Annotated in this window: 3 protein-coding genes; all 3 read left to right on the forward strand. The window is 62.7% G+C overall.

Translation table 11 applies throughout. From position 1 onward, the window contains the following. Positions 1 to 266 precede the first annotated feature (266 nt). The gene (locus HKK53_RS30265; protein ID WP_169373779.1) at positions 267 to 13,250 is read left to right on the forward strand and encodes a non-ribosomal peptide synthetase; all 12,984 of its coding nucleotides are present in this window, start codon (positions 267 to 269) and stop codon (positions 13,248 to 13,250) included. Positions 13,251 to 13,446: 196 nt separating this feature from the next. Beyond that, the gene (locus tag HKK53_RS30270; RefSeq protein WP_169373780.1) at positions 13,447 to 14,265 is read left to right on the forward strand and encodes an alpha/beta fold hydrolase; all 819 of its coding nucleotides are present in this window, start codon (positions 13,447 to 13,449) and stop codon (positions 14,263 to 14,265) included. A 111-nt stretch (positions 14,266 to 14,376) separates the two neighbouring features. Continuing rightward, positions 14,377 to 15,411: a ParB/Srx family N-terminal domain-containing protein gene (locus HKK53_RS30275; protein WP_169373781.1), complete on the forward strand. Its 1,035-nt coding sequence runs from the start codon at positions 14,377 to 14,379 to the stop codon at positions 15,409 to 15,411. The last annotated feature ends 2 nt before the right edge of the window (positions 15,412 to 15,413 follow it).

Raw genomic sequence — 15,413 nt, forward strand, 5'->3', positions numbered from 1 at the left:
GAAAGAGAATTAATGCGCCACAAAAGTGCAGCGTGTGAACTGCGACACGCTGTCGCGCCCGGCCCTGTTGGGGTTGGAGCTTGCCGACTAATTATTTCAAGACATCAATCGTTCTCATTGGTGAATGGTTCCGGACACGACCCGGCCATAACCGCATTCCCAAGCCTTGCGCGGTCGGCGAAGACCGCGCCCTGCACGCCATTTTTATGAGCGTGACGTAGGAAAACCGATTCCAACTTGTAAGCCGAATTCAGGCAGGAAACCTCATGACCGACGCGTTCGAACTCCCCAGCACACTGGTCCAAGCCCTCCAGCGCCGCGCGGCCCTGACGCCGGACCGAGTGGCTTTGCGTTTTCTCGCCGAGACCGCGGATCAAACGGTGGTGCTCAGTTATCGCGATCTGGATCGGCGCGCGCGGACCATTGCCGGCGCGTTGCAGGCTCAGGCCGCATTCGGCGATCGTGCGGTGCTGCTGTTTCCCAGCGGCCCGGATTACGTCGCGGCGTTTTTCGGTTGCCTGTATGCCGGTGTGATCGCGGTGCCGGCTTACCCGCCGGAATCGACCAAGCGTCATCATCAGGAACGTCTTCTGTCGATCATCAGCGATGCCGAACCGCGTCTGCTGCTGACCAGCGCCGGCCTGCGCGACGCCTTGCAGCAAATCGAAGGCGCGCCGCCGTTGCTCTGCGTCGATACCCTCGACAGCGCGCTGGCGGACAGTTGGGTGTTGCCGGATCTGAAAGACGACCACATCGCCTTCCTGCAATACACCTCCGGCTCCACCGCATTGCCCAAAGGCGTGCAAGTCAGCCACGGCAACCTGGTGGCCAATGAGTTGCTCATCCGTCACGGCTTCGGCATTGATCTGAACCCGGACGACGTGATCGTCAGCTGGTTGCCGCTGTACCACGACATGGGTTTGATCGGCGGCCTGTTGCAACCGATTTTCAGCGGTGTGCCGTGCGTGTTGATGTCGCCGGCTTACTTCCTCGGCCGGCCGTTACGCTGGCTCGAAGCGATCAGCGAATACGGCGGCACCATCAGCGGCGGGCCGGACTTCGCTTATCGCTTGTGCAGCGAGCGGGTCAGTGATTCGGCGCTGGAACGCCTCGATCTGAGCGGTTGGCGCGTGGCCTATTCCGGCTCGGAGCCGATTCGCCTCGACACCCTCGAGCGCTTCACCGACAAGTTCGCCCCGTGCGGTTTTACCGCGGACAGTTTCATGGCGTCTTACGGTCTGGCGGAAGCCACGCTGTTTGTCGCTGGCACGCCTCGTGGCCAGGGGATCGGCAACCTGCGGGTCGACGATCAGGCCTTGGCACAAAACCGTGCCGAAGCGGGCGAGGGCGCGGCGATCATGAGCTGCGGCATCAGCCAGCCGGATCATGCGGTGCTGATTGTCGAGCCAAATGCACTCACGGAACTGGCCGACAACCTCGTCGGCGAAGTCTGGGCTACCGGGCCGAGCATCGCCCACGGCTACTGGCGCAACCCCGAGGCCAGCGCCAAGACCTTCGTCCAGCACGACGGGCGCACCTGGCTGCGTACCGGTGACCTGGGCTTCAAACGTGACGGTGAATTCTTCATCACCGGGCGCCTGAAAGACATGCTGATCGTGCGCGGCCACAACCTTTACCCGCAAGACATCGAGCAAACCGTCGAGCGCGAAGTGGAAGTGGTGCGCAAAGGTCGCGTCGCGGCGTTCGCGGTCAATATCGACGGTCAGGAAGGCATCGGCATCGCGGCGGAAATCAGCCGCAGCGTGCAGAAAATCCTGCCGCCTGACGCCCTGATCAAAGCCATCCGCCAAGCGGTGGCCGAGGCGTATCAGGAAGCGCCGAGCGTTGTTGTATTGCTCAATCCCGGTGCGTTGCCGAAGACTTCCAGCGGCAAACTGCAACGCTCGGCGTGCCGCAATCGCCTGGCGGACGGCAGCCTCGACAGCTATGCGCTGTTCCCGTCGGCAGACGTGGAAACTGAAACCACCGCGCAATCCGCTTCCGAGCTGCAAACCCTGATCGCCACGATCTGGCGCGAGCAACTCAACGTCAAACAGGTCAACACCGACGATCACTTCTTCCTGCTCGGCGGCAACTCCATCGCCGCCACGCAAGTGGTCGCGCGGTTGCGTGAAGAGCTGGGCCTGGAGCTGAACCTGCGCCTGCTGTTCGAAGCGCCGACCCTTGGTGCCTTCGCCGCAGCAGTCGCGCAACAGCAACAAGATGGCGGCCTGGCCCAAGGCGCGATCATCGCGTTGTCGCGCACTGAAGCGATCCCGCAATCCCTGGCCCAAAACCGTTTGTGGATCACCTGGCAACTCGACCCGCAGAGCAGCGCCTACAACATTCCCGGCGCCTTGCGTTTGCGCGGCGAACTGGACGAAGACGCATTGCGCGCCAGTTTTCAACAGTTGATCGAACGCCACGAATCCCTGCGCACGCGCTTCTTCGAACGTGACGGTGTAGCTCTGCAGCAGGTCGATGCGGCCGGTGATTTCAACCTGCAACTGATCGACATCAGTGACTTGCCCGTCGACAAGCGTGAAGTCCGTGCGCAACAAATCCGTGAGGACGAAGCCCGCACCCAGTTCGATCTGGAAAAAGGCCCGCTGCTGTGGGTGACCCTGGTGCGCCTCGACGACGAGGACCATCAACTGCTGGTGACGATGCACCACATCATCGCCGACGGCTGGTCGCTGAATGTGTTGATCGACGAGTTCTCGCGCCTGTACGCCGCTGCTTCCCAAGGCCAGAAAGCCACGTTGGCGGCATTGCCGACCCAGTACGCCGATTACGGCAGCTGGCAGCGCCAATGGCTGGCGCAAGGCGAGGGCGAGCGGCAACTGGCCTATTGGAAAAACCAGCTGGGCGATGAGCATCCGGTGTTGAGCCTGGCCACCGATCACCCACGCGCCGCGCAACAGATCCACAGCGCGGCCCGCCACACCGTGCGGTTGGGCGTGAGCTTGAGCGAAGCGATCCGCCAGACGGCCCAAACCCATGAAGCGACGCCGTTCATGCTGTTGCTCGCGGCATTCCAAAGCCTGCTGCACCGCTACAGCGGCCAGCGCGACATTCGCATTGGCGTGCCGAACGCCAACCGTCCGCGCCTGGAAACCCAGGGGCTGATCGGCTTCTTCATCAACACCCAAGTGCTGCGCGCCGACGTCGATTCGCGTCTGCCATTTGTGCAGCTGTTGGCCCAAACCCGGCAAGCCGCACTGGGCGCGCAAGCCCATCAGGACCTGCCGTTCGAGCAACTGCTGGAAGCCTTCCCGCAAGCCCGCGAGTCGGGTTTGTTCCAGGTCATGTTCAACCACCAGCAACGGGACTTGAGCGCGCTGCGCCGCTTGCCCGGGCTGCTCGCCGAAGAGCTGCCATGGCACAGCCGCGAAGCCAAGTTCGACCTGCAATTGCACAGTGAGGAAGACCGAAATGGTCGCCTGAGCCTGTCCTTCGACTACGCCGACGAGTTGTTTGAAAAAGCGACGATCGAGCGTCTGGCCGAGCACTACATCAACCTGCTGCGCGACGTCTGCGAGCGTCCACAACAGGCTATCGGCGACCTGCAACTGCTGACTTCGGGCGAGCACGATCAACAAGCGTCGTGGAGCATTGCTCCGTGTACACCCGCCAGCCAATGGCTGCCAGAACGGCTCAATGAACAACTGCGCCAGACCCCGGAACGCACCGCACTGATCTGGGACGGCGGCCAACTGGACTTCGCCGAGCTGCATGCCCAAGCCAACCGCCTGGCCCATTACCTGCGCGACAAAGGCGTCGGCCCGGACGTGTGCGTGGCCATCGCCACCGAGCGTTCGCCGCAACTGCTGATCGGCCTGCTGGCGATCATCAAGGCCGGCGGCGCCTACGTGCCGCTGGACCCGGATTACCCAGCCGAACGCCTGGCCTACATGCTCAGCGACAGCGGCGTCGAATTGCTCCTGACCCAGACCGAACTGCTCGACCGCTTGCCGGCCACCGACGGCGTCAGCGTGATCGCCATGGACGCCTTGCACCTGGAAAACTGGCCGAGCCAGGCACCGGGTCTGCACCTGCACGGCGACAACCTGGCCTACGTGATTTACACCTCCGGCTCTACCGGTCAGCCGAAGGGCGTCGGCAACACCCACGCCGCCCTCGCTGAGCGGCTGCAATGGATGCAGAACACTTATCACCTCGACGAAACCGACGTGCTGATGCAAAAAGCGCCGATCAGTTTCGACGTGTCGGTGTGGGAATGCTTCTGGCCGCTGATCACCGGCGCACGCTTGCTGATTGCCGGCCCCGGCGAGCACCGCGATCCCCATCGCATTGCGCAACTGGTCCAGCAATACGGCGTGACCACGCTGCACTTCGTGCCGCCGCTGTTGGCGCTGTTTATCGAAGAACCGCTGACCGCCGAATGCACCAGCCTGCGCCGGGTGTTCTCCGGCGGCGAAGCCTTGCCTGCCGAGTTGCGCAATCGCGTGCTGGAGCAACTGCCAGCCGTGCAACTGCACAACCGCTACGGCCCGACCGAAACCGCGATCAACGTCACCCATTGGCATTGCACCACGGCTGATGGCGAGCGTTCGCCGATTGGCCGGCCGTTGGGCAACGTGGTCTGCCGCGTGCTCGACAGCGATCTCAATCCAGTGCCGGCCGGTGTGCCGGGGGAACTGTGCATCAGCGGCATCGGTCTGGCCCGCGGCTACCTCGGTCGCCCGAGCCTGACCGCCGAACGCTTTGTCGTCGATCCACTGGGCGGGCAGGGCACGCGGCTGTATCGCACCGGCGACCGTGCGCGCTGGAGCGCTGATGGCGTGATCGAATACCTCGGTCGCCTCGATCAGCAAGTCAAGCTGCGTGGCTTCCGCGTCGAACCGGAAGAAATCGAAGCGCGGCTGCTGGCCCAGGACGGCGTGGCCCAAGCCGTGGTGCTGGTGCGTGAAACGGCCGCTGGCGGCCAGTTGATCGGTTACTACACCGCCACTGACTCCACCGAAACTGAAGACGCGCAAACCACGCGCCTGAAAACCGCATTGGCTGCCGAGCTGCCGGACTACATGGTCCCGGCGCAGTTGATGCGCCTGGATGCGATGCCCCTGAGCCCGAGCGGCAAACTCGACCGTCGCGCCTTGCCGGAACCGCAATGGCAGGTTCGCGAACACGTCGAACCGGTCACCGCGCTGGAGCAACAAATCGCCGCTATCTGGCGCGAAGTGCTGGGCCAGAAGCAAATCGGTCTGCGCGACGATTTCTTCGCCCTCGGCGGTCATTCGCTGCTGGCCACGCAAATCATCTCCCGCACCCGCCAGGCCTGCGACGTCGAGTTGCCGTTGCGCGCGTTGTTCGAAAACAGTGAGCTCGGTGCCTTCGCCGAACAGGTTCGCCTGATCCAGGCCAGCGGCAAGACCAACCAGCAGCCGCCGATCGAAAAAGTCGATCGCAACCAAGCGGTGCCGCTGTCCTATTCCCAACAGCGCATGTGGTTTCTCTGGCAAATGGAGCCGGACAGCCCGGCCTATAACGTCGGCGGTATGGCGCGATTGCGCGGGGTGCTGGATGTCGGGCGTTTCGAAGCAGCGTTGCAAGCGCTGATCATCCGCCACGAAACCCTGCGCACCACGTTCCCGAGCGTCGATGGCGTGGCCCGGCAACAGGTGCACGCCGACAACGGCCTGCGCATGGATTGGAAGGATTTCACCGCGCTGGACGCCGACGGCCGCGAGTGGCAGGTCCAGCAACTGGCCGACGATGAGGCGCACAAACCGTTCGATCTGGAAACCGGTCCGCTGCTGCGCGCTTGCCTGGTCAAGACCGCCGAGCAGGAACACTACCTGGTGCTGACCCTGCACCACATCGTCACCGAAGGCTGGGCGATGGACATCTTCGCCCGGGAACTGAGTGCGCTCTACGAAGCCTTCGTCGATGATCGCGAGTCGCCGCTGCAACCGCTGCCGGTGCAATACCTGGATTACAGCGTCTGGCAGCGCCAGTGGCTGGAATCCGGTGAGCGTCAACGCCAGCTCGACTACTGGACCGCGCAACTGGGCCGCGAACATCCGCTGCTGGAATTGCCGGCCGACCGTCCGCGTCCACCGGTGCAAAGCCATCAGGGTGAACTGTTCCGTTTCGACCTCAGCGATGACCTCGCCGCCCGGGTCCGTGCCTTCAATGCGCAAAACGGTCTGACCCTGTTCATGACCATGACTGCCGCCCTGGCCGTGCTGCTTTACCGCTACAGCGGCCAGACCGATCTGCGTATCGGTGCGCCAGTGGCCAACCGCATTCGTCCGGAAAGCGAAGGGCTGATTGGCGCCTTCCTCAACACCCAGGTATTGCGTTGCCAACTCGACGGGCAGATGTCCGTGGGCGAGTTGTTCGAGCAGGTTCGTCACACGGTGATCGAAGGCCAGTCCCATCAGGACCTGCCGTTCGATCATCTGGTGGAAGCCTTGCAGCCACCGCGCAGCGCCGCGTACAACCCGTTGTTCCAGGTGATGTGCAACGTCCAGCGCTGGGAATTCCAGCAGAGCCGCACCTTGGCCGGCATGACCGTCGAATACCTGGCCAACGATGCCCGCGCCACCAAGTTCGACCTCAACCTGGAAGTCACCGACCTCGACCATCGCCTGGGTTGCTGCCTGACGTACAGCACCGACCTGTTCGACGAACCGCGCATTGCGCGCATGGCCGGGCATTGGCGCAATCTGCTGGAAGCGCTGCTGGCTGGTCCGCAACAGCGCCTCAGCGAGTTGCCGTTGCTCGAAACCACGGAGCAGCAAAACCTGCTCGACAGCCTCGGCATCGAGCCGGGTGAACATCGTCTGGACCAGTGCATCCATCACCTGTTCAGCGAGCAAGCGCTGGCGCGCAAAGACGCGCCGGCCCTGACCTTCGCCGGGCAAACCCTGAGCTACGCCGAACTCGACAGCCGCGCCAATCGCCTGGCCTGGGTGCTGCGCGAGCGGGGTGTCGGCCCGCAGGTCCGCGTGGGCCTGGCGCTGGAACGGTCGCTGGAAATGGTCGTCGGCCTGCTGGCGATTCTCAAGGCCGGCGGCGCCTACGTGCCGCTGGACCCGGAATACCCGCTCGATCGCCTGCACTATATGATCGAAGACAGCGGCATTGGTCTGCTGCTCAGTGACAAAGCCATGTTCAACGCCCTCGGTGAAATGCCCTCGACCGTAGCCCGCTGGTGCCTGGAGGATGACGCCGCCGAGCTGGCCAATTACCCGGCCACGGAGCTGCCGTTTATCAGCCTGCCGCAGCATCAGGCGTACCTGATTTACACCTCCGGCTCCACCGGCAAACCGAAAGGCGTGGTGGTGTCCCACGGTGAAATCGCCATGCACTGCCAAGCGGTAATCGAGCGCTTCGGCATGCGTGCGGACGATTGCGAACTGCACTTCTATTCGATCAACTTCGACGCCGCCACCGAACGTCTGCTGGTGCCGTTGTTGAGCGGTGCCCAGGTGGTGTTGCGCGCTCAAGGTCAGTGGGACGCTGAAGAAATCTGCAGCCTGATTCGCCAGCACCAGATCAACATTCTCGGTTTCACCCCCAGCTACGGCAGCCAGTTGGCGCAATGGCTGGCGACCCAGGGCGAAATCCTGCCGGTGCGCATGATCATCACCGGCGGCGAAGCCTTGACTGGCGAACACCTGTCGCGGATTCGCGCGGCGTTCACACCGAGCCTGTTCTTTAACGCTTACGGGCCGACCGAAACGGTGGTTATGCCGCTGGCCAGTCTGGCGCCGGAGGTGTTGGAAGAAGGCCTGGGCAGTGTGCCGATCGGCAGCGTGATCGGTGCGCGCGTGGCATACATCCTCGACGCCGATTTGGCACTGGTGCCGCAAGGCGCGACCGGCGAGTTGTACGTCGGTGGTGCCGGCCTGGCCCAGGGTTATCACGAACGGGCAGGGATGACGGCGGAGCGTTTTGTCGCGGACCCGTTTGCCGACCATGGCGGGCGTATCTACCGCACGGGCGATCTGGTGCGTCAGCGCGCTGATGGCCTGGTGGAATACCTCGGGCGTATCGACCATCAAGTGAAAATCCGTGGTTTCCGCATTGAACTGGGCGAGATTGAAACCCGTCTGCTGGAGCATGAATCGATCCGCGAAGCCGTTGTCCTGGCGCTGGACGCTCCGAGCGGCAAACAACTGGTTGGCTATCTGGTGACCGAAGTCGCGGAACAGGACGAAGCCCAACAAGCCGCCCTGCGCGAAGCGCTGAAATCGCACCTCAAATCACAACTGCCGGACTACATGGTGCCGACGCACCTGATCCTGCTGGCCAGCATGCCGCTGACCGCCAACGGCAAACTCGACCGCCGCGCACTGCCAGCGCCGGACCCGGAGCTGAACCGTCAGCACTACGTGGTGCCGAGCAATGAACTGGAGCTGACCCTGGCCGGCATCTGGTGCGACGTGCTGAACGTCGCGCAGGTCGGCCTCAACGACAACTTCTTCGAACTGGGCGGCGACTCGATCCTGTCCATCCAAGTGGTCAGCCGCGCACGGCAGCAGGGCATTCACTTCAGCCCTCGCGACTTGTTCCAGCACCAGACCGTGCAAACCCTCGCCGCCGTGGCGACCCGCACCGAGCAGGTCGCCGCCGAGCAAGGTTTGCTCACCGGCACATCGGTGTTGACACCGATCCAGCACTGGTTCTTCGACACTGACATCCCCGAGCGTCAGCACTGGAACCAGGCGTTGCTGCTGGAGCCGACCGAGGCCCTGGAACCCCATCGTCTGGAGCAAGCGCTGCTGGCGGTGATCGAGCAACACGATGCCTTGCGCCTGCGCTTCACTGAAGTGGACGCGAAATGGCACGCTGAGCACCAAGCGATTAATGACACCCCGGTGTTGTGGCAGGTACGCGTCTCGTCCATGGAAAAATGCGCGGCGCTGTTCGCCGATGCCCAGCGCAGTCTCGACCTTGAACAAGGGCCGCTGCTGCGGGTGCTGTTGGTCGATGGTCCTGAAGGTCAACAACGCCTGTTCATCGCCATTCACCACTTGGTGGTCGACGGTGTTTCCTGGCGGGTGCTGCTGGACGATCTGCAAACGGTCTACCGTCAACTGGACGCTCAACAAGGCGTCAAACTGCCGGCCAAAACCAGCGCCTTCAAGGACTGGACGGCACGCTTGCAGGCCTATGCCGGCAGCGAATCCCTGCGCGAAGAATTGAGCTGGTGGCAAACGCAACTGGCCGGTCCAAGTGCCGAGCTGCCGTGCGCTCGTCCGCAAGGTGGCCAGCAAAATCGTCATGCACAAACCGTCAGCGTACGCCTGGATGCCGAGCGCACCCGGCAATTGCTGCAACAGGCGCCGAGCGCCTATCGCACCCAGGTCAACGACCTGTTGCTGACCGCATTGGCCCGTGTGATGTGCCGCTGGAGCGGCCACGAATCGGCGTTGATTCAACTCGAAGGCCACGGCCGCGAAACCCTGTTCGACGAGATCGACCTGACCCGCACCGTGGGTTGGTTCACCAGCGCTTATCCGCTGCGTTTGATCCCAACGGTTGAGCGGGGCGCCTCGATCAAAGCGATCAAGGAACAACTGCGCGCCGTGCCGCATAAAGGTCTGGGTTATGGCGTGCTGCGTTACCTCGCCGATGACCTGTGCCGCCAGACCATGGTCGCGTTGCCAGTGGCGCCGATCACCTTCAACTACCTCGGCCAGTTCGACCAGAGCTTCGGCGCGGACGCGTTGTTCCGTCCCCTCGATGAGCCGGTCGGTGCCGCCCATGATCCTCATGCGCCGCTGCCGAATGAGTTGAGCATCGACAGCCAGGTCTACGGCGGCGAACTGGTGCTGCGCTGGACCTTCAGCGCCGAACGCCACGACCCGCAGACCATCAGTGATCTGGCGGATGCTTACCTGGGCGAGCTGCAAAGCCTGATCGAACATTGCCTGCACGACGAGGCTGGTGGCCTGACGCCGTCAGACTTCCCGCTGGCCCGACTGACCCAACCGCAACTCGATGCGCTGCCGATTCCGGCCGCCGTCATTGAAGATGTCTACCCGCTGACGCCGATGCAGGAAGGCATGCTGTTGCACACCTTGCTGGAACCGGGCACCGGCCTGTACTTCATGCAGGATCGCTACCGCATCAACAGCGAACTCGACCCCGAGCGTTTCGCCCAGGCCTGGCAAGCGGTGATCGCCCGTCATGAAGCCCTGCGCGCGTCGTTCTGCTGGAACGTCGGCGAAGACATGCTGCAAGTGATCCACAAACCGGGCAGCACGCCGATCGAGTACCTCGACTGGACCGCGATTGCTGACGCCGAGCAAGAACCGAAGCTGCAAACGCTGCTGAAAACCGAGCGCGAAGCCGGGTTCGATCTGCTCAACCAGGCGCCGTTCCACCTGCGCCTGATCAAGGTCGGCGCGGCGCGCTACTGGTTCATGATGAGCAACCATCACATCCTGATCGATGCCTGGTGCCGCTCGCTGCTGATGAACGATTTCTTCGAAATCTACATGGCCCTCGGCGAAGGCCGGGACGCGCAATTGGCCGTGCCGCCACGTTATCGCGACTACATCGGCTGGCTGCAACGCCAGAGCCTGGCCGAGGCGCGGCAGTGGTGGAGAACCAACCTGCAAGGCTTCGAGCGGACCACGCCGATTCCAAGCGACCGTCCGTTCCTGCGTGAACATGCGGGCGACAGCGGCGGCATGGTCGTCGGCGACCGCTACACCCGGCTCGATGCCCGTGATGGTGCGCAATTGCGTGAACTGGCCCAGGCTCATCAGCTGACCATCAACACCTTCGCCCAGGCGGCGTGGGCCCTGGTCCTGCGGCGCTTGAGCGGTGATCGCGACGTACTGTTCGGCGTCACCGTCGCCGGACGTCCGGTGGACATGCCGGAGATGCAACGCACCGTCGGGCTGTTTATCAACAGCATCGCGCTGCGGGTGAAAATGCCCGAAGACGACCAGCGTGTCAGCGTGCGCCAGTGGCTCAGCGGTTTGCTCGACAGCAACATGCAACTGCGCGAGTACGAATACCTGCCGCTGGTGACCATTCAGGAAAACAGCGAACTGCCCAAAGGCCAGCCGCTGTTCGACAGCCTGTTCGTGTTCGAAAACGCCCCAGTGGAAGTCTCGGTGCTGGACCGGGCGCAAAGCCTCAACGCCACCTCGGATTCGGGCCGCACCCACACCAACTTCCCGTTGACGGCGGTGTGCTATCCGGGCGATGACCTGGGTTTGCACCTGTCCTACGACCAGCGCTATTTCGACGAATCCACGGTCGAGCGCATGCTCGGTGAGTTCAAGCGTTTGCTGCTGGCCTTGGTCGAAGGGTTCCATGGCGACATGGCCGACCTGCCGCTGCTGGGCGCCGAGGAGCAGGACTTCCTGGTGCATGGCTGCAACCAGAGCGAACACGAGTATCCGCTGGAAAAAAGCTACGTCGAGTTGTTCGAAGCCCAGGTCGCGCAGCATCCGCAGCGGATCGCCGCCAGTTGCCTCGACCGGCTGCACAGTTATGTCGAGCTGAACCAGCGCAGTAACCGTCTCGGTCATGCGTTAATCGCAGCGGGCGTCGGGCTCGATCAACCGGTGGCGTTGCTGGCGGAACGGAATCTCGATCTGCTGGGCATGATCATTGGCAGCTTCAAGGCGGGCGCCGGTTACCTGCCGTTGGACCCGGGTCTGCCGAGTCAGCGCCTGAGCCGCATCATCGACATGAGCCGTACGCCATTGCTGGTCTGCACTCAGGCCTGTCGTGAGCAAGCGGTCACATTGCTGGAAGAGTTCGGTTGCGCTCATCGACCGAAGTTGCTGGTCTGGGAAGAGGTGCAAGCGAGCGAGGCCTCGGTGCAAAACCCGGGCATCTACAGCGCCCCGGATAACCTGGCCTACGTGATCTACACCTCGGGCTCCACCGGGTTGCCGAAAGGCGTGATGGTTGAACAGCGCGGCATGTTGAATAACCAATTGAGCAAGGTGCCGTACCTGAACCTGAGCGCCGCCGATGTGATCGCGCAAACTGCTTCGCAAAGCTTCGATATTTCGGTCTGGCAGTTCCTCGCCGCGCCGCTGTTCGGCGCGCGGGTGGACATCGTGCCGAACACCATCGCCCACGATCCACAGGGTTTGCTGGCTCACGTGCAGAGCCAGGGCATCACCGTGCTGGAAAGCGTGCCGTCGCTCATCCAGGGCATGCTCGCCCAGGAGCGCATGAGCCTCGACGGCCTGCGCTGGATGCTGCCGACCGGTGAAGCGATGCCGCCGGAACTGGCGCACCAATGGCTGCTGCGCTACCCGGAGATCGGGCTGGTCAATGCTTATGGCCCGGCGGAATGCTCGGATGATGTGGCGTTCTTCCGCGTCGACGTGGCGTCGACCCGCGGCAGCTATTTGCCAATTGGTACGCCCACCGACAACAACCGTTTGTACCTGCTCGATGGCGCGCTGGAACTGGTGCCGCTGGGTGCGGTGGGTGAGTTGTGTGTCGCCGGCACCGGTGTTGGACGCGGTTATGTCAGCGATCCGCTGCGCACCGCCCAGGTGTTTGTACCGAACCCGTTTGGCGAACCGGGGGATCGTCTGTATCGCACTGGCGATCTGGCTCGTCGGCGCAGCGATGGCGTGCTGGAATACGTCGGCCGGATCGACCATCAGGTAAAGATTCGCGGTTACCGCATCGAGTTGGGGGAAATCGAAGCACGTCTGCACGAACAACCGGAAGTCCGCGATGCGGCGGTGGGTGTGCAGGAAGGCGTCAACGGCAAGCATCTGGTCGGCTATCTGGTGGCGGCGGATTCGGCGCTTAACCCGAGCGAACGCCTGGAACGCATCAAGCAACGCCTGCGCGCCGAGCTGCCGGAATACATGGTGCCGCTGCACTGGTTGTGGCTGGACAAAATGCCGCTCAATGCCAACGGCAAACTTGATCGCAAGGCCCTGCCGGCGCTGGAAATCGGTCAGTTGCAGAGCCAGGATTACCTGGCGCCGCGCAATGAACTGGAGCAGACCCTGGCGGATATCTGGGCTGAGGTGCTGAAGGTGGAGCAGGTCGGTGTTCGCGACAACTTCTTCGAACTGGGCGGCCATTCGCTGCTGGCGACACAGATTGCTTCGCGGGTGCAAAAAGCCCTGCAACGCAATGTGCCGCTGCGGGCGATGTTCGAGTGCAGTTCGGTGGAGGAGTTGGCGGAGTACATCGAAGGGTTGGCGGCGAGTGATATCACCGAGGAGAAGGTCGATCGGTTGAATGACCTGATGGCGGAGTTGGAAGGGCTTTGATTCTCTAGCGTCCGTTATGGCCTCTTCGCGGGCAAGCCTCGCTCCTACGGAATTTATGTCGGTCTCGATATCGGGGCCGACTCCGACCTGTAGGAGCGAGGCTTGCCCGCGAAGGCGTCAGCTCAGGCACTGCAAGGTTGACTGCCAAGCCACACCAGCCCAGTCTTCCTGCTCCATTTTGGTGAGGAGACAGCTGATGCCCTTCGCAACAATAGACGGACAACCCCTGCATTACACCGACCAAGGCACCGGCCCCGCCGTGCTGCTGGCCGGCAGCTATCTGTGGGACCAGGCCATGTGGGCGCCGCAGATTGCCGCGTTGTCGCAGCAGTACCGGGTGATCGCCCTGGACCTCTGGGGCCACGGTCAATCCGGAAAACTCCCCGAAGGCACGACCTCGCTGGATGACATCGCACGCCAGGCCTTGGCACTGCTCGATCATCTGGACATCGATCGCGTCACCCTGGTCGGGTTGTCGGTGGGTGGCATGTGGGGCGTGCGTCTGGCGCTGTCGGCACCGCAGCGGCTCAACGGCCTGGTGCTGATGGACACTTACGTCGGTGTCGAGCCCGAGCCGACTCGCCAGTACTATTTCTCGCTGTTCAAACAGATTGAAGACAGCGGCCTGATCGCGCCGCAGTTGCTGGACATCGTGGTGCCGATCTTCTTCCGTCCGGGCATCGATCCGCAGTCGGCGCTGTATCAGGACTTCCGCGCATCTTTGGCCGCGTTGCCGGCAGAGCGTCTGCGCGAGAGCATTGTGCCGATGGGGAGGATTACGTTCGGGCGGGATGATCTGTTGCCGCGTTTAGCAGAATTGAATCCTGAAACCACCCTGGTGATGTGCGGCGATCAGGACAAGCCGCGACCGCCAACCGAAGCGCGGGAGATGGCTGAATTGATCGGTTGCCCGTGTGTGCTGGTGCCGGAGGCGGGGCATATTTCCAATCTGGAGAATCCGGGGTTTGTGACGCAGGCGTTGTTGGCGTTTTTGTCCGAGCAGAATCTCGCGTAGTGTTTGAAAAAATATCGCAGCCTTCGGCATCTCCTACGTTGGAATGCGTACCGTAGCTGCCGAAGGCTGCGATCTTTTGATCTTGTTTAGCTTGGACACTAAGGGACTACCGTGGAGCAATTCTTCTGGCGCGATCTTGAAGATCAACAGGGACAGTGGGCCGGCCTGAGCATCGAGGTCAACCGCCCGAGGCAAGGCAAACCGCCGCTGCACCTGCTCAGTGGCAACAACTGCCGGCTGAAGTTGATGCTCAACGACACCCCGTTGCTCTGGGCCACCATTGCCACCTCGTATTACGGTGCGTGGCTGGTGCGCAACCCTCAGCCGGTGCAACTGGACTTGCTGCCGGTGCCTGCCATCAGCTCCGCGGACGTCGAGCACCACGCCCACTTGCCGCCCGAGCAGCGCATCAAGGCCTGGAGCCGGTACTTCATCACTCAGTTGATGGCGCATCAGGCGGACTTCCTCTATCCCGGCCATTGGGTAGCGCGGCCAATGTTGCCCATTGCGCGCGGCCACCGGGGCGAGCGCCTGAGCGGCTGGTATTTCTCGACGCAGGAGGAAGTGTCGTGCCATTTGCCACAGTGGTCGGCGCGCGGCGCTGGCATTCTCGATAATGTGCAGCCCTCACCGGCGAAGTGGCTCGATTGGGACTTGGGGCCGGTGATCGGTTTGCACACGGTGGATCTGCTCGCCGGGCGTCTGAAATGGTGGCGCAAGAAGGCGCGAGAAGGCAGCTTGCCGCCAATCCTGCTGTGGTACGTCGGCGGTATGTGCTCCTACGTGATCATCGATGGGCACTATCGCTTGCAGGCAGCGCTCGCCGAGAACGTCCAGCCAGCGTTTATTGTGTTGAGTTCTACCGAGACCAAACCGGTCAAACTGTCCGTCGATGCGCAACAGCGGGTGCTGAGTTCGTTGATGCTGCAAAGCGAGAAGAACCCGGGTTTTGACGTGCGGACATTGAATCAGGCGTTGATCAACACCTTCGATGACCGGCCGGGCCACTGGCCGGGAACCCACACTTGGGCCGGCATTGCGTCAGACCAGGAGTGGCGCGATGAGGTCACACGGTTCTTGGAGGATCAGGGGGCGACGGATGATCTGGAGGACATCCTCGGGCGATGCCAACGCTGGGAAGAGTGATT

The sequence above is a fragment of the Pseudomonas sp. ADAK7 genome (genome assembly GCF_012935675.1).
Taxonomy (GTDB): Bacteria; Pseudomonadota; Gammaproteobacteria; order Pseudomonadales; family Pseudomonadaceae; genus Aquipseudomonas.